Source organism: uncultured Winogradskyella sp. (assembly GCF_947496485.1).
In the GTDB taxonomy this organism is placed as follows: domain Bacteria; phylum Bacteroidota; class Bacteroidia; order Flavobacteriales; family Flavobacteriaceae; genus Winogradskyella.
The window spans coordinates 642,907-659,319 of the sequence record NZ_CANMCZ010000001.1 but is presented as its reverse complement, the minus strand read 5'-3'; the positions used below and the strand labels follow the sequence as shown (position 1 = coordinate 659,319).

The 16,413-nt window shown below is 32.3% G+C and carries 15 protein-coding genes and 1 tRNA gene; 12 read left to right on the top strand and 4 right to left on the bottom strand.

The features are described 5' to 3' along the window. The first annotated feature begins 33 nt into the window (after positions 1–33). The 12 genes from mraY to Q0822_RS02705 all read left to right on the top strand — a co-directional run bounded on the left by mraY (position 34) and on the right by Q0822_RS02705 (position 13,215). Entirely contained in the window at positions 34–1,275 is a 1,242-nt protein-coding gene (gene mraY / locus Q0822_RS02760; protein WP_299119851.1) for a phospho-N-acetylmuramoyl-pentapeptide-transferase, read from the top strand. Beyond that, a complete protein-coding gene (murD, locus tag Q0822_RS02755; RefSeq protein WP_299119848.1) occupies positions 1,275–2,606 on the top strand; it encodes a UDP-N-acetylmuramoyl-L-alanine--D-glutamate ligase in 1,332 nt (443 codons plus the stop codon). The genes mraY and murD overlap by 1 nt, the downstream gene beginning before the upstream one ends. 83 nt (positions 2,607–2,689) lie before the next feature. Then, positions 2,690–3,877 carry an FtsW/RodA/SpoVE family cell cycle protein gene (locus tag Q0822_RS02750; protein ID WP_299119845.1) on the top strand — a complete coding sequence of 396 codons (1,188 nt, stop codon included), beginning with the start codon at positions 2,690–2,692 and terminating at the stop codon, positions 3,875–3,877. After that, a complete protein-coding gene (gene murG / locus Q0822_RS02745; protein ID WP_299119842.1) occupies positions 3,877–4,971 on the top strand; it encodes an undecaprenyldiphospho-muramoylpentapeptide beta-N-acetylglucosaminyltransferase in 1,095 nt (364 codons plus the stop codon). The genes Q0822_RS02750 and murG overlap by 1 nt, the downstream gene beginning before the upstream one ends. After that, entirely contained in the window at positions 4,971–6,323 is a 1,353-nt protein-coding gene (murC, locus tag Q0822_RS02740; RefSeq protein ID WP_299119840.1) for a UDP-N-acetylmuramate--L-alanine ligase, read from the top strand. Before murG ends, murC begins: the two co-directional genes overlap by 1 nt. Before the next feature lie 37 nt (positions 6,324–6,360). Then, a complete protein-coding gene (locus Q0822_RS02735; protein ID WP_366125096.1) occupies positions 6,361–7,032 on the top strand; it encodes a hypothetical protein in 672 nt (223 codons plus the stop codon). Between the two features lie 3 nt (positions 7,033–7,035). Next, a complete protein-coding gene (gene ftsA, locus Q0822_RS02730) occupies positions 7,036–8,367 on the top strand; it encodes a cell division protein FtsA (RefSeq protein ID WP_299119836.1) in 1,332 nt (443 codons plus the stop codon). Positions 8,368–8,527: 160 nt separating this feature from the next. Next, positions 8,528–10,468: a cell division protein FtsZ gene (ftsZ, locus tag Q0822_RS02725; RefSeq protein ID WP_299119833.1), complete on the top strand. Its 1,941-nt coding sequence runs from the start codon at positions 8,528–8,530 to the stop codon at positions 10,466–10,468. 147 nt (positions 10,469–10,615) lie between these two features. Next, positions 10,616–11,065 carry a GatB/YqeY domain-containing protein gene (locus tag Q0822_RS02720; protein WP_299119829.1) on the top strand — a complete coding sequence of 150 codons (450 nt, stop codon included), beginning with the start codon at positions 10,616–10,618 and terminating at the stop codon, positions 11,063–11,065. A 63-nt stretch (positions 11,066–11,128) separates the two neighbouring features. After that, positions 11,129–11,202, top strand: a tRNA-Arg gene (locus tag Q0822_RS02715). A 156-nt stretch (positions 11,203–11,358) separates the two neighbouring features. Next, complete coding sequence (locus tag Q0822_RS02710) at positions 11,359–12,216, top strand: zinc-dependent peptidase (RefSeq protein ID WP_299119827.1); 858 nt, start codon at positions 11,359–11,361, stop codon at positions 12,214–12,216. Between the two features lie 51 nt (positions 12,217–12,267). Beyond that, complete coding sequence (locus Q0822_RS02705) at positions 12,268–13,215, top strand: UDP-glucuronic acid decarboxylase family protein (RefSeq protein ID WP_299119825.1); 948 nt, start codon at positions 12,268–12,270, stop codon at positions 13,213–13,215. Between the two features lie 57 nt (positions 13,216–13,272). On the opposite strand, the gene Q0822_RS02700 is transcribed toward Q0822_RS02705, so the two are convergent. The 4 genes from Q0822_RS02700 to Q0822_RS02685 form a co-directional block, all read right to left on the bottom strand. Then, positions 13,273–13,848 (bottom strand): hypothetical protein, encoded by a 576-nt coding sequence (locus tag Q0822_RS02700; RefSeq protein ID WP_299119823.1) that lies wholly within the window; start codon positions 13,846–13,848, stop codon positions 13,273–13,275. Positions 13,849–13,933: 85 nt separating this feature from the next. Further along, entirely contained in the window at positions 13,934–15,022 is a 1,089-nt protein-coding gene (locus Q0822_RS02695) for a nucleotidyltransferase family protein (protein WP_299119821.1), read from the bottom strand. A 35-nt stretch (positions 15,023–15,057) separates the two neighbouring features. After that, positions 15,058–16,191 (bottom strand): hypothetical protein, encoded by a 1,134-nt coding sequence (locus Q0822_RS02690; protein WP_299119818.1) that lies wholly within the window; start codon positions 16,189–16,191, stop codon positions 15,058–15,060. Between the two features lie 15 nt (positions 16,192–16,206). Beyond that, a complete protein-coding gene (locus Q0822_RS02685; RefSeq protein ID WP_299119816.1) occupies positions 16,207–16,368 on the bottom strand; it encodes a hypothetical protein in 162 nt (53 codons plus the stop codon). Positions 16,369–16,413: the final 45 nt, after the last annotated feature.

Below are 16,413 nucleotides of genomic sequence, written 5' to 3'. Positions count from 1 at the left end.
TGTGTTGCCGAGAAGTCATACAAAACTAATAGCATGTTATACTACCTATTCGAATATTTAGAGCAACAATTCCAATTACCTGGAGCTTCACTTTTTGGTTTTTTAACCTTTAGAGCTGCTATGGCAATAATTCTGTCATTGTTGATTTCTACAATTTATGGTAAACGCATTATTAGGTTTTTGCAAAAACAACAAGTTGGTGAAACCATACGTGATTTGGGACTAGAAGGTCAAGTTGAAAAGGCGGGAACACCAACAATGGGTGGAATCATCATAATTCTAGCAACACTTATTCCTGTGTTACTACTTTCTAAGCTCGAAAATATCTACATCATTCTTCTAATTGTAACTACACTTTGGATGGGAACCATTGGATTTATTGATGATTACATCAAAAAATTTAAAAATGATAAAGAAGGGTTAAAAGGAAAATTTAAAGTACTTGGTCAGGTTGGTCTAGGACTAATAGTGGGATTGACATTATATTTTCATGATGATGTTACGATTAAGGAAGAACTGCCTATTCAGGAGCAACAATTATTATTAGCTGAAAACCCAAATTTACCTGCAGCTAAATTATTTGATGTAGCAGAAAAATCTACCAAAACAACGATTCCTTTTGTGAAAAATAATGAGTTTGATTATTCCGATTTAATTACTTGGATTAGTCCAGATTTAGAAAAGTACGCTTGGATCATTTTCATTTTAGTCACTATCACTATTGTTACTGCAGTTTCTAATGGTGCAAATCTAACTGATGGTATTGACGGTTTAGCAGCAGGTACTTCGGCTATTGTCGTATTGACTTTAGGAATATTTGCTTGGGTTTCGGGTAATGTCATATTCTCACAATATCTGAATATTATGTATATCCCTCAAGTAGAAGAAATCACAATTTATATTGCTGCATTTGTAGGTGCATTGGTTGGTTTTCTTTGGTACAATGCATATCCAGCACAAGTTTTTATGGGAGATACAGGAAGCCTCACTATTGGTGGAATTATCGCTGTAATTGCTATTGCAGTGAGGAAAGAATGGTTGATACCAATTCTTTGCGGCATTTTCTTAGCAGAGAATTTATCGGTAATGCTACAGGTAAGTTATTTCAAATACACAAGAAAAAAATATGGAGAAGGAAGACGCATATTTAAGATGTCTCCCTTACACCATCATTATCAAAAATCAGGATATCACGAAAGTAAAATTGTAACACGTTTTTGGATTGTTGGAATTCTACTAGCAATAATAACAATTGTCACTTTGAAGATAAGATAATGAAACGGTTAGTAATTCTTGGAGGAGGAGAAAGTGGAGTGGGAACTGCCCTTTTAGCAAAGGCAAAAGGATTTGAAATATTTGTTTCCGATAAGGGAAAAATTAAAAAAAAGTATAAAGACGTTCTTTTAAATAATGAGATTGAATTTGAAGATGGACAACATTCAGAATCAAAAATTCTGAATGCTGATATCGTTATGAAAAGTCCAGGTATTCCTGATAAAGTGGATTTGATAAAACAAATCCGTAAGGCTAGAATTAAAGTGGTTTCTGAAATTGAATTTGCTTCAAAATTTACAGATGCAACATTAGTAGCAATTACAGGTAGCAACGGTAAAACAACAACAGCAACGTTAACACATCACCTACTTAAACAAGATTTGGATGTTGGTTTGGCGGGAAATATTGGAGACAGCTTTGCTAAACAAATTCTAGATAAAAACTATGAAAACTACGTATTAGAGATTAGCAGTTTTCAGTTAGATGATATTATAGATTTCAGACCAAAGGTTGCGATTTTAACCAATATCACTCCAGATCATTTAGATCGCTACGATTATAAGTTTGAAAACTATATCGCTTCAAAATTTAGAATTGTAGAAAATCAAACAGACGAGGATTATTTCATCTATGATAGTGATGATGAAGTCATTGAAGAATGGCTAAAAACTAACTCAATTCAATCCAAAAAATTACCCTTTTCATTAAAAAAGGTTATTGAACAAGGTGCGTATTACGAAAATAATAAGATAATAATAACTATAGATAATAATCAAATAATTATGCCAACAAAAAACTTAGCATTAGAAGGTAAACACAACATTAAGAATGCAATGGCAGCCTCTACTGTGGCGCATTTACTTAAAATTAGAAAGCAAACAATACGTGAAAGTTTAGAAAATTTTCAAGGTGTTGAGCATCGTTTAGAGTATGTGCTTAAAATCAACAAAGTACAGTACATCAACGACTCTAAAGCAACTAATGTAAATGCCACTTATTTTGCATTAGAAAGCATGGATGCGCCAACTGTTTGGATTGTTGGAGGAGTGGACAAAGGAAATGATTACAAAGAGTTATTTCCGTTTGTAAACGAAAAAGTTAAAGCGATTATATGTCTAGGTGTTGATAATGCAAAGCTGTTTGAAGCTTTTGGAAATATGGTAGATGTTATTATTGAAACACAGTATATGAGTGAAGCTGTGAAAATTGCATACAAAGTAGCAGATGCAGGAGAAAATGTATTGTTGTCACCAGCCTGTGCTAGTTTCGATTTATTCGAAAATTATGAAGATAGAGGTCGTCAATTTAAAAATGCTGTTAGGAATTTATAATGAACTGTCATTTTGCAATTGATGCAAAATCCATTAAATATAAAATAGATTCTGTATCGTAAGACAGAATTACAAAAGAGGTAATGCAAAATATATTCGCACAAATAAAAGGAGATAGGGCCATTTGGGCTATAGCCACACTATTGGCTATATTTTCCTTTCTGCCTGTATATAGTGCAGCTAGTAATTTAGCTGTTAGTTCAAGTAATACGTTTTCTTTCTTCGTAAAACATTTTATGCACTTGGCACTAGGTTTTGCTATTATGTTTGGTGTACACAAAGTGCCTTATAAATACTTTAGAGGATTATCTATGATATTGATTCCTGTTGTTTTGGTCCTCTTAGTAATTACCATGTTGCAGGGAACAACAATTGAAGGTGCTAACGCTAGTCGTTGGATACAAATTCCTGTTGTGGGTGTTTCTTTTCAGACATCAACATTTGCAGCTGTTATAATAATGGTATATGTCGCTAGATACCTCTCAAAAATAAAAGATAGAGCCATTTCTTTTAAAGAAACAATTTTACCACTTTGGACACCTGTTTTTCTTATTTTAATATTGATTCTACCGGCAAATTTTTCTACAACTGCAATTGTTTTTACAATGATTATGATGTTAGCTTTTGTAGGCGGTTACCCTGTTAAATATTTGGGGTTAATTATTGTTTCTGGAATCATAGCTTTGGCTTTCTTCGTAATGTTTGCAAAAATGACAACAGGACCTTTGAATGTTAAAGTAACAACTTGGGAAAATAGAATCTTAAATTATTCTAATAACGAAGATACTGAAGCAGATTACCAAATTGAAAAGGCAAAGATTGCAATTGCTTCTGGTGGAATTAAAGGAGTAGGTCCTGGTAAAAGCCGACAAAAAAACTTTTTACCACAATCGTCTTCAGATTTTATTTTTGCAATTATCATTGAAGAATACGGTTTGTTAGGAGGCGTATTTCTATTAATTCTTTACTCATGGTTGTTGTTTAGAATTGTGATTGTATCTCAAAAATCAGATACTATATTCGGAAAATTATTAGTACTTGGAGTTGGTTTGCCTATTGTATTTCAAGCTTTAATTAATATGGCAGTTGCTGTAGAATTATTCCCTGTAACTGGTCAGACCTTACCATTAATAAGTAGTGGTGGAACTTCAATATGGATGACTTGTCTTGCGATAGGAATTATACTAAGTGTAAGTGCTAAGCGTGAAGAACTAAAAGGACAAGAAGAATCAGAAGAAAATCCGTTAGACATTTTAAGCGAAACAATTTAATGAGTAATTATAAATTCATATTATCAGGTGGTGGAACAGGAGGACATATTTATCCTGCCGTTGCTATTGCGGACGAATTAAAGTCACGGTATCCTGATGCCGAATTTTTATTTGTTGGTGCTTCAGACCGCATGGAAATGGATAAAGTACCACAAGCTGGTTATAAAATAGAAGGCTTATGGATTTCTGGTATTCAAAGAAAGTTGACTATAAAAAATATGACTTTTCCATTTAAGTTAATGTCTAGTTTATTGCGTTCAAGAAAAATTATAAAATCCTTCAAACCAGATGTCGTAATTGGTACAGGAGGTTTTGCTAGTGGACCATTATTGCAAGCGGCTACCTCAAAAAAGATTCCGAGTTTAATTCAAGAACAAAATTCATATCCAGGAATTACAAATAAGTTACTTGCGAAAAAAGTAAATATTATTTGTGTAGCTTATGAAGGCTTAGAAAAATTCTTTCCCAAGGACAAAATAAGGTTAACAGGTAATCCAATTCGTAAAGACTTATTAGAAGTTCAAAGTAAACAAATAGAAGGTAAAGATGCTTATAAATTAATTCATAGCAAGCATACACTATTGGTTTTAGGTGGAAGTTTAGGAGCAAGACGAATCAATCAACTCATTGAAGCAAATATTGAAATGTTTAAAACGCTAAATGTTCAAGTGATTTGGCAGTGTGGGAAGCTTTATTACAATCAATATAGGCAATATAATGAACTAGATAATGTTCAGGTTCATGCCTTTCTAAATACCATGGATTTAGCTTATGCAGCAGCTGATGTTATCATTTCTAGAGCTGGTGCAATTTCAGTTTCAGAATTATGTATAGTTGGCAAACCGGTAATATTTATTCCATCACCTAATGTGGCGGAAGATCATCAAACTAAGAATGCCAAAGCGGTTGCGGATAAAAATGCTGCAATCTTGATTAAGGAAAAAGATTTAGATGTCAATTTTGAAAAAGAATTTTCAGAGTTAATTTCAAATGAAGAGAGGCGAAAAGAATTAAGGCAAAATATACATAAGCTAGCCTTGGTAAATGCAACAAACGACATAGTAAACGAAGTAGAAAAGCTTTTAAAAAATTAATGAAGTTAGATTCAGTACATAATATTTATTTTATCGGCATCGGAGGCATCGGAATGAGTGCTCTAGCACGTTATTTCGTAGCTAATGGAAAAGTTGTGGCTGGATATGACAGAACACCTACTGAAATAACAAAGTCACTGCAAAATTTAGGAATTTCAATTCATTTTGATGATGATATTGAACATATTAATAGTGCTTTTTTTAATACTGAAAATACACTTATAGTTTATACACCAGCAATTCCTAACTCTCATTCAGAATTAAGCTACTTTAAGACCCATAATTTTAAAGTTTTAAAACGCTCTACTGTTTTAGGTGAGATTACAAAACAAACAACCTGTCTTGCTGTAGCTGGTACACATGGTAAAACTACAACGACTAGCATATTAGGACATTTACTAAACGAATGTGATGTTCCTGTTACTGCATTTCTAGGTGGAATTAGCGAAAATTATAATTCTAATTTAATTATAAACGGAACTGAAGTGACTGTTGTTGAGGCAGATGAATTTGATCGCTCGTTTTTAACCTTGTCACCAGATTTAGCCTGTATTACATCAATGGATGCAGATCATTTAGATATTTATGGTGATGCTTCAGAGCTTACTAAGTCATTCAAAGACTTTTCGGAGTGTATCAAACCAAATGGAAAGCTTTTTGTTAGAAATGGGTTGCCTTTAGAGGGTATTACGTATGGCATTGAAGATGATTCAGCTTATAGTGCTAAAAATGTAAAAATAGAAAATGGAAGTTATGTGTTCGATGTAAAGACACCTATCGGATTATTTAAAGATTTCAAATTTAACCTACCTGGAAGACATAATTTATCGAATGCAATAATAGCCTTGGCGATGGCTGTAGAATTCGGTTGTCCTAACAACCAAATCGCCAAGGGATTAGCATCCTATAAAGGTGTAAAACGCAGATTCACCTATCACATTAAGACGGATGAGTTTGTTTTTATAGATGATTATGCACATCATCCAGAAGAAATTAAAGCTGTATATCAGGCAGTTACAGAAATGTATCCTAACAAAAAGGTTTTAGCCATATTTCAGCCACATTTATATAGCAGAACAAGAGATTTTATAGATGATTTTGCAGATAGTCTTTCGAAATTTGATGAAATATTACTATTAGATATTTATCCAGCAAGAGAATTTCCGATTCATGGAGTTACATCCGAATGGTTGCTTAATAAAATTAAAAACTCTAACAAAAAATTAATTCAAAAATCAGAATTAATAAATGAAATAAAAAAGTCTGATGCTCACGTGGTATTAACTATAGGTGCTGGCGATATAGGCGAAGAAGTGAAACAAATAAAAGAAACCTTTAGCGTTGCGAATTAATTATAACTACATAAAAATCATTTTATTACTACTTATAGTGGGAGGTTTATTCGCGTTTTCAAACCATAGAAATGACGTTCGAAAAATAGCTGAACCAAGCATAAAATTCTTAGGTGAAAACAAATTATTTATTACTGAGGCGACTGTTAGTAAATTGTTAATACAAAATCAAAGACCCGTTACGGAGCAGCCTAAAGAAATTATAGATTTGAATGAATTAGAAATTGCCCTAAAGTCTAATCCAATGATAAAGGAAGCTGAGGTGTTTATGTCAGTAAACGGTGAGCTTTCCGCAGAAATTGAACAAAAAAGACCTATTGCAAGAGTCAACGCAAATGTATCATATTACATAGATGATGAAGGTTCGTTTATGCCTTTGTCATCTAATTACGCAGCAAGAGTTCCGCTCGTTACAGGTAATATCAAGAAAAATGATTTAGAAACCGTTTTTCAATTTGCAAAAGCAGTTGATGAAGATGAATTTTTAAAAAAGCATGTCATTGAGATTCGTCAGAACAATGATAAAACTATTGATTTTAAAATACGTAAGAGTGATTTTTTGGTTCATTTAGGAACTTTAAATAAACTCGAAAAGAAGATAAACAATTTTAAAGCCTTTTATCAGAAAGGATTAAAAGATAAAATTTTAGATAACTATAAACAGGTAAATCTAAAATTTGATAAACAAGTCATATGCACCAAAAAGTAAACTATGGACAAGCATAACATTTCAGTAGGTTTAGATATAGGAACCACAAAAATTGTGGCCATGATTGGTCGCAGAAACGAGTACGATAAAGTTGAAATTCTTGGTGTAGGTAAATCCAAAAGTATGGGTGTGCATCGTGGCGTGGTAAATAATATTACACAGACCATTCAATCCATTCAACAAGCTGTGCAAGAAGCTGAAGCCGCAGCATCAGAAAAAATTGAAGATGTTACTGTTGGTATTGCTGGTCAGCATATTCGCAGTTTACAACATAGTGATTATATCACAAGAGCTAATTCTGACATGGTCATTGATGAAGCAGATATTGATCGTTTAATCAACCAAGTGCATAAATTGGTAATGCTTCCTGGCGAAGAAATTATACATGTTTTACCTCAAGAGTTTAAAATTGATGGGCAGGCTGAAATTAAAGAACCAATTGGTATGTATGGAGGGCGCCTCGAGGCCAATTTTCATGTTGTAGTAGGTCAAGTATCATCTATTAGAAATATTGGAAGATGTATTAAAAGTGCTGGATTACAATTAGAAGGTATAACATTAGAACCATTAGCTTCTGCAAATGCTGTTTTAAGCCAAGAAGAAAAAGAAGCTGGTGTTGCTCTAATTGATATTGGAGGTGGAACAACTGATTTAGCAGTTTTTAAAGATGGAATCATTCGTCATACTGCAGTTATTCCATTTGGAGGGAACGTTATTACAGAAGATATAAAAGAAGGGTGTTCAATTATAGAAAAGCAGGCAGAGCTTTTAAAAATGAAATTCGGTTCTGCATGGCCAGGTGAAAATAAAGACAATGAGATTGTTTCAATACCTGGATTACGAGGAAGAGAACCAAAAGAAATTACGTTAAAGAATTTATCCAAGATTATTCACGCTCGAGTGGTTGAAATTATAGAGCAAGTTTATGTTGAAATAAAAAATTACGGACATGAAGAGCAAAAGAAAAAGCTCATTGCCGGTATTGTATTAACTGGTGGTGGAAGTCAATTAAAGCATTTAAAGCAATTGGTAGAATATATTACTGGTATGGATACCAGAATAGGTTATCCAAACGAACACATAGCTGGAGATAGTGATGATGATATTGCCAGTCCATTATTTGCTACAGCAGTTGGTTTAGTTATGGATGGTTTAAAGCGTCAAGAACGAAATAAAGCTGAAGAACTTGAGGAACTAATAATTGAAAATGAAGCAGAGCAATCAATGGAGGTACAGCAGCAGGAGGTTTTTGTAGAAGAGCCAATAAAAGAACGTCGTTCATTTTTAGACAAACTCACAGAGCGTGTTAAAGAGTTTTTGGATAACGCAGAATAGGGCTGAATGTTTAAAAATTGTCCTGTGGACAATTTTAATGAAGAGCCAGCGCTGAAGCGAGGAGCAATTGAAAAATAAAATATGATGGTTTATATAGTCATCATCTTTATAGATTAGATAAAGTAAAGTATAAAATATAAAATCCCATAATCATAATAATATGAGTAAGAGCAACGAATTTGGAAACATATCATTTGATTTGCCAAAACACCAATCTAATGTCATAAAGGTCATTGGTGTTGGCGGAGGTGGAAGCAATGCTATAAATCACATGTTTCAGCAAGGTATTAAAGGTGTTGATTTTGTGATATGTAATACTGATGCACAGGCGCTTCAAAATAGTGGTGTTCCAAACAAAATTCAACTAGGTGTAAACTTAACCGAAGGTTTAGGTGCTGGAGCAAATCCAGATGTTGGTGAAGAGGCAGCTGTAGAAAGTTTAGAAGACATTCGTAGAATGTTAGATACCAATACAAAAATGGTGTTTATCACTGCAGGTATGGGTGGTGGTACAGGAACTGGTGCAGCTCCAATTATTGCAAAGATGGCTAAGGAATTAGATATTCTTACCGTTGGTATTGTGACTATGCCTTTTCAATTTGAGGGTAAAATGCGTAATGAGCAAGCTCAACGTGGTATAGAAAAACTACGATCGCATGTAGATTCACTGGTTGTGATAAATAATAATAAACTTCGTGAAGTTTATGGTAACCTTGGTTTTAAAGCAGGTTTTTCAAAAGCAGATGAAGTCTTGTCTACTGCATCTAGAGGTATTGCGGAGGTGATAACACATCATTATACACAAAACATAGATTTACGTGATGCTAAAACTGTATTAAGTAACAGTGGAACAGCCATTATGGGTTCAGCTGAGGCTTCTGGGCAAACCAGAGCACAAGAAGCTATCATGAAGGCTTTAGATTCACCATTACTTAATGACAATAAAATTACAGGTGCTAAAAACGTATTATTGCTTATTGTTTCTGGTTCTCAGGAGATTACTATTGACGAAATCGGTGAAATCAATGATCATATTCAGAATGAAGCAGGTCATGGTGCCAATATAATTATGGGTGTTGGTGAAGATGAATCTTTACAAGAGTCAATTTCTGTTACCATTATTGCAACAGGGTTTGATATCGATCAACAGAATGAAATCTCTAATACTGAAACAAAAATAGTCATTCACGCATTAGAAGAAGCTATTGAAACAGATATAAGCACTCAAGAGAAGGAGCCAGCAATTATAACTCCAGATATTGTTTTAGAAGGAGAAATCGAGACTCCAATTGTTCGCCATACATTACTTGATGAAGAGGAGGTGAAAATTGAATCTAAAGTAGAAGTTGCACCTGGAATGGACCTAATTGAAACTACAGACTTCTTAAAAAATATGAATGTAGTTTATGATGAAGTCTTGGATTCTCAACCACAAGTTGAAGCTCAACCGGAGGAATTTATTATTACTCCAATAGAAAATAAAGCTGAAAGTATTGAAGTAGAGAATGAAGAAGAACAAATAACGCTAACTTTTGATTTACCACTATCTAACAAAGAATCAGAGCAAATTGAAGAAGTAGATGTTAATGAAGAAAAAATGTTCTTCAGTTTAGATGAAGATGTAAAAGATATAAGTGTTAATGAACCAGTTGAAATTATTTCGGTAACCGAAGTAAATGAGGATGGGGAAAAGCGTTATGCTTTAGATGATTTTGAAACTTTTGAATCATCTATGAATACAAAAACTAACCAGGTAGAAGTTAAAGAAGAAATAGTTTTTGAAAAGAAAATATTACCTGTTGATGAAACTGAAGAAATTGTCAAGGATGAGATTGATCCTATGAACAGTCCAATTTCAGAATTAATTATAGCTCGTGCAGATGAGCGCAGAAAAAAAATGAAAGATTTTAACTATAAATTCAATAATGCAAAAATAGATGAAATCGAAAAAGAACCTGCTTACAAAAGACAAGGTGTTAATTTAGAAGATGCTCAGCATTCTTCAGAAACCAATACTTCGAGAATGTCTGTCGGAACAGATGAAAACGATGATATTCAATTGAGAAGTAACAATTCGTTTTTACACGATAACGTAGATTAATAGCAAGTTTAAGTTAAGTGCTAACACCAATTGTCAAAGCCCAAAAAGTGTCTCCAACTTTTTGGGCTTTTTGTTGATAGAGTATTTTTGTGCTGAGTTCACCACAACTTTTTAGTATCTTAGCCACAGACTAAAATTAAGGTAATTATGAGCTTACAAGAAGATATAATGACTGCTATGAAGGCAGCAATGAAAGAAAAAGACCAAACAGCTTTAGCAGCTTTAAGAGCTGTAAAGTCTGAGATATTGTTAGCGCAAACGGCTTCTGGATCAAAAGAAGAGTTGACTGAAGAAACAGAAATAAAAATACTATCTAAAATGGTAAAACAGCGCAAAGATAGTGCTGCCATATTTTTAGAACAAGACCGCAAAGATTTAGCATTGCCAGAGATTGACCAAGCAGAAATTATTAGTCAGTTTTTACCTGAGGCCCTTAGTGAGGAAGAAATTGAAAAAGTTGTTGTTATGACTATTGAAGAAACTGGTGCTGAAGGTATGAAAGATATGGGTAAAGTCATGGGAATCGTTTCTAAAGAATTAGCTGGTCAAGCGGATGGAAAGACTATTTCTACTATAGTTAAGGCTAAGTTATCATAAACATCAACAGATTACTTAATAAATACCACCTTTAGATTTATCATAATGTAGGTATGTAGAAATGGCCTCGTAGTTCAACTGGATAGAATATCAGATTTCGGCTCTGAGGGTTGGAGGTTCGAATCCTCTCGAGGTCACAAATAAATGCTGAAGAAGAGCAAAAAATGATTATGCTCGCTTCAGCATTTTTTATTTACAATCATAGTATTTTATGAAATGCATAAAAGAAAAAAACGTTTTAGAATTAAATAGAGTAAAATTTATATAATTTTAAATCCTTCAATCACTTTTTTATGTTATTACAAACCCAGCAAGAAATTTTTGAACGAGAACTAATGTCTAATTATGTTATACCTATAGGTGTTGTTTTAATAACTCTATTTATAATGTATAGAGTCTTTAGGGCGATACTCTTTTTCTATGCCTCAAGGTTCAGGAAACCTCTTTATAATCATGTTTATTTTGGGTTGAAGCGACTTACTAAGAGTCAGCAAACAATTTTAAAGAATGAATTGTTTTTTTATAATAAACTATCTGATAAAGAAAGAATCTATTTTCAACACCGACTGGCTAAACTATTCGATAATACAGAGTTTGTTGGTAGAGACCAATTGAAGATTGATGACCATATGAAAATATTGATACTTGGCACTTTAGTAATGATAACTTTTGGGTTTAGAAATTACCGCATAGATTTAGTTAATAAAATACTGTTATACCCCAAAGCTTTTTATTCTAATACAAATCAAAATTTGCACAAAGGAGAGTTTAATCCTTCCTATAAGGCTATTGTATTTTCCTGGGAGGATGTATTACTTGGATATTCAATTGAAAACGATAACTTTAATTTGGCAATACATGAGATTGTGCATGCTTTGCATCTAGATTGTCTTAAAAATAAAGGTTTTAGAGCAGCTATTTTTTTAAATGGATTTACTGATATTGTTAACTTTTTAGAAAGTAACAAAGCTTATAGGCAGCGCTTAATTGAATCAGAATACTTTAGGGATTATGCCTATACAAACCAATACGAATTTTTGTCTGTTATTATAGAAACCTTTATAGAAACACCTAATGAATTTAGAGGACAGTTTCCTGAATTATATAACTATGTGAAAACAATGCTTAATTTTAATTTTGCAGGTTATTAGTAACTAATAAATAAAGTCTTATTTTTAAACATTAATAGAAATCATTAATACATGAAAAGAATATTGGTAACTGGAGGCGCTGGGTTTGTGGGCTCTCATTTATGTGATCGTTTATTAAAAGAAGGCAACGAAGTTATTTGTTTAGATAATTATTTTACTGGCTCAAAACGAAATATTGAGCACCTAATGGATAACCACTATTTTGAGTTAGTTCGACATGATATTACCAATCCATATATGATTGAAGTTGACGAAATATATAATTTGGCTTGTCCTGCCTCACCAGTACATTATCAATATAATCCTATAAAAACAGTTAAAACCTCGGTTATGGGAGCTATAAATATGCTAGGTTTGGCTAAACGAGTTGGAGCAAAAATATTACAGGCTTCCACTAGTGAGGTTTACGGCGACCCAACAGTACACCCTCAGCCAGAAAGTTATTGGGGAAACGTTAATCCAATTGGTCTACGTTCCTGTTATGATGAAGGTAAGCGTTGCGCTGAAACCTTATTTATGGATTACCATAACCAAAACCAAGTGAAGATTAAAATCATTCGCATTTTTAATACGTATGGTCCTAGAATGCATCCTCAAGATGGAAGAGTAGTATCAAATTTTATTGTTCAGGCTTTAAAGGGTGATGATATAACTATCTTTGGTGATGGAACTCAAACTAGAAGTTTTCAATACGTAGATGATCTTATCGAAGGAACTCATAGAATGATGAATAGTAGAGATAGCTTTGTAGGTCCTGTAAACATAGGTAACCCTGTAGAATTTACAATGTTAGAATTAGCAAAGGAAATAACTGATATAATAGATTCTAAATCAAAAATCACATATATGCCTTTGCCACAAGATGACCCTTTACAACGTCAACCAGATATAAATTTAGCGAAAAAAGAGTTAGGAGGCTGGGAGCCTAAAGTTCACCTAAAAGAAGGGTTAAAGCATACAATAAATTATTTTGATAAGCTTTTGAGGGAAGAACAATAAAAATAAAAAGGCGCATTATAGTAGTGCGCCTTTTTTATTTATTTTATTATGGTCCTATTATAATTTAAATACTGCTTGTAAATGATATTGATAGTGGTTATTATCTAATCCACTCTCAGAATGATTAAATGCAAACTTACCAATAACTTGAGCTCTAATACCAAAACTTCTATTTTGGTTTAACCAAAATAAAGCTCCACCACCTAAATTAGCAGATATATTAGTCTCATCTATGCTAAAGAAGCCAAGACCAGCATTTACATAAAGATCTAACCAATCAATATTGCTCGTACGACCAAAAAGGTGCTTTCCAAAATAATATTTTATATGGGTGTCAAAAGATAAATAGTTGTAATCTTTTTTTAAATCGACGCCGTCAATTTCGTCTTCTTCAGTAAAACCATTTAAGGTTATTGATTGTTCGATAGCAAAGTCTTCACTCCAATTAAATTCTACAGCTGCAGAAATTGGGAACTGTGTAATCCATTCATCTGGATGAAATATAGGTGAATGAGACCCCAAACTATTTACAGAGTTAAAACCAACGCTTAAAAACCACTCGTTATTATTTCGTTGGGCAAAAGATGATAAACTAAATACTACTAATATGGTTAATAAAATTAATTTCTTCATGCTCAGAATTTTGGTCAAAGTTAAACTTTATGCATTATAAAACAAATATTGATGTAAAGTTATTATAATAATTACAAAAATAAACCTAAAAATTATCGAAAATCGACTTAAAATATATGTAAATCCGTTTTCTATCGTTAATTATCGCTTTTCTGTAGGATTTATTCAACAAGAAAGTAGACATGCGATTTAACATTACTGATATGAAATTTGTTAATTTTAACAAGCGATTCCAAAATTTATAGAACTTAATATGCTTTAACTTAAACAGATAAAAGGATGTAAAGAAATTCGATTTAGCATTAGTTATTATTTTTATTTCATTAAAGAAAAGACTAGTGTAATTAAAATAGCGTTTAAAAATCTTATTGTTATACCATTTGTTATACCATTTGTTATACCATTCTTTTTTATGGTTATACTCTTGTAGTAAAACTATAGTATCGTAAGCTGAACGAAAACTTATGCTATTGTAAAGAGTGCCTTTATCATTGATTTGAAAATTAAGAATGTTATGCATTAAAAGGTGTTCGGTAGATGGTATAAATACACTAGACCGATTTATTTTTTTACTTAGTATAGTTTTAGATTTTAGTTCGGTATTGCTGTGCGAAACAAATAACTTTCGATGAAGTTCTACAGCACAAATCTCATGCTTAGGTTTTAATCTAGGGAGGTGCTTATGCTCAAAAAAGTCATTACCTAGAGTTTGTTCTATTGGAGTATAACCATTTGTTATTAATAGATGGTATGCATTGTCTAGTTGATCTATATCAACTAAAATATCAATATCACCTATCATGCGTTCAGCAATATCTTCAAAGATGTCTTGCACTATGAGTGCAGAACCCTTTAAAAAAGTGTAATTTATTTGGTGTTGGTTTAAGAGTTGGGATATAGAATGAACCTGCTTTAATATGGCTTCATTTCTATTTCTATTCAATGATGTAATTTCTGTTAGGTAGCTATTAAGTTCTTTTGGCAATAAGCCTAATAGTTTTTTAGCTTTTAGCCTACAATAAATAGCAGGTAAAACTAAGTGTTTACTGCCTTCTACAACAATATGATCCCAATTGAATGAAGGATGACTAAGTGTTTTCTCTAATTTATGATTTGAAGTTTCAAAACTTAGGATATCCGCAATGTGTTGATATGTAATGGCAAGATTACCCATAGATTATTTAACAAGCTACTAATATAGAATTATTATTAGTTTTTATTGAGGTATTTAAATAATTTAGAAACTTCTGCAGTAACACTTTTAGTATCGCTATATGTTAGTTTATAAATATTTACTACTTCCAACCAATCTAAAAACTGCTTTGCATGAAAAGGATTTGGTGACAACCAAGAATCTGGAATTATTGTTTCTAGTATTGTTTTAATTGATGCTTTTTCTAAAACGGTTTTTGAATTATTTTCATAATTTACTAAAACAATTGCATTGCAAGGGTAATAATCTTTTTTTGGTCTATTGCAAGATATGTACTTTAAAGCCCCTTTCGTTTTATTAAATTTGATAGTGGGTAAAGCATCAAAATCACCTACGATTGGTTTAAGAACCTTAAAAGCACCTTCCTTTATGGATACTGCTAGAGGGTTATAGTATATGCTTTTGTTTTCTGAAAGCATTGGAGACACGTCATCTGAAAGTAAGCCAAAATCATTGGAGGCTAATAAAGTACATAATGTACTTTTTCCTTTTCCAGATTTTCCGATAAATAGAATAGATGAGTTTCCATCTATAATCGTTGAACCATGAAAAGTTCCTATCCAATCTTCTTCCTCTATATCATGAATAGTACAAAGCAGATGCATTATAAATTTACCTTGCATAAGGTGGTAGTCTCTTTTGTGAACACAAGTAATTAACTGTTCATCTTTAAATAAACATAAGAATTCATTTTGAAGATAAATATCGAAAGTAGTTTTAATGTTATTACTATTTTCGATTGAAAGATATGCTAAGGCAGGATGTATTGTTTTTAATACTAAGTCAGAATCATAATAAATCTGAATAGTTATATTTTTAATAGCGTATTTTTTCGAAATATTACGATTAGAAGAATCAAAGGTAATATGTTTATGATTAGAAGATTCTTTTAATCTATTAGAATCATTAAGATAATTATGAAATGTTTCTGCAATTACTTCGGCATTTAGAACACTTTTATGACTAGCCAATTTGGCTTTAAAAGTTTCTAGAGTATCAGATATAAGATAATAATCTAATAGCTTTTTAAATATAGGCTCAACAATACTATAACTATTAGATTTGGAGTACCATAATACCCAATAGTCACCAAAAAACTTTTCATAAGTTGGTGCTAGTCTTTTGTTCAAAATTGTAACTAAAAATTAATCGAAAGGATTCCCTCCTGGGTCTGGTGGTGACGACGACTGTGCTTTGAGCGGATTTAAAATCACGAATGTACCTACTGCAGTTAATGCAGCATATTTACCCATTTTATTAATGGCTTCTTTACGGGTGATTTTATCTGTATTATTATCTTTCTTCATGGCTTTTGCCCTAAATTTGGTTCAAAAATAGTAAAATAATTTATT

Excerpts from the sequence above, each read along its gene's own strand:
- mraY (WP_299119851.1), top strand. The coding sequence starts at position 34 with ATGTTATACTACCTATTCGAATATTTAGAGCAACAATTCCAATTACCT.
- murD (WP_299119848.1), top strand. The coding sequence starts at position 1,275 with ATGAAACGGTTAGTAATTCTTGGAGGAGGAGAAAGTGGAGTGGGAACT.
- Q0822_RS02750 (WP_299119845.1), top strand. The coding sequence starts at position 2,690 with ATGCAAAATATATTCGCACAAATAAAAGGAGATAGGGCCATTTGGGCT.
- murG (WP_299119842.1), top strand. The coding sequence starts at position 3,877 with ATGAGTAATTATAAATTCATATTATCAGGTGGTGGAACAGGAGGACAT.
- murC (WP_299119840.1), top strand. The coding sequence starts at position 4,971 with ATGAAGTTAGATTCAGTACATAATATTTATTTTATCGGCATCGGAGGC.
- ftsA (WP_299119836.1), top strand. The coding sequence starts at position 7,036 with ATGGACAAGCATAACATTTCAGTAGGTTTAGATATAGGAACCACAAAA.
- ftsZ (WP_299119833.1), top strand. The coding sequence starts at position 8,528 with ATGAGTAAGAGCAACGAATTTGGAAACATATCATTTGATTTGCCAAAA.
- Q0822_RS02720 (WP_299119829.1), top strand. The coding sequence starts at position 10,616 with ATGAGCTTACAAGAAGATATAATGACTGCTATGAAGGCAGCAATGAAA.
- Q0822_RS02710 (WP_299119827.1), top strand. The coding sequence starts at position 11,359 with ATGTTATTACAAACCCAGCAAGAAATTTTTGAACGAGAACTAATGTCT.
- Q0822_RS02705 (WP_299119825.1), top strand. The coding sequence starts at position 12,268 with ATGAAAAGAATATTGGTAACTGGAGGCGCTGGGTTTGTGGGCTCTCAT.
- Q0822_RS02700 (WP_299119823.1), bottom strand. The coding sequence starts at position 13,848 with ATGAAGAAATTAATTTTATTAACCATATTAGTAGTATTTAGTTTATCA.
- Q0822_RS02695 (WP_299119821.1), bottom strand. The coding sequence starts at position 15,022 with ATGGGTAATCTTGCCATTACATATCAACACATTGCGGATATCCTAAGT.
- Q0822_RS02685 (WP_299119816.1), bottom strand. The coding sequence starts at position 16,368 with ATGAAGAAAGATAATAATACAGATAAAATCACCCGTAAAGAAGCCATT.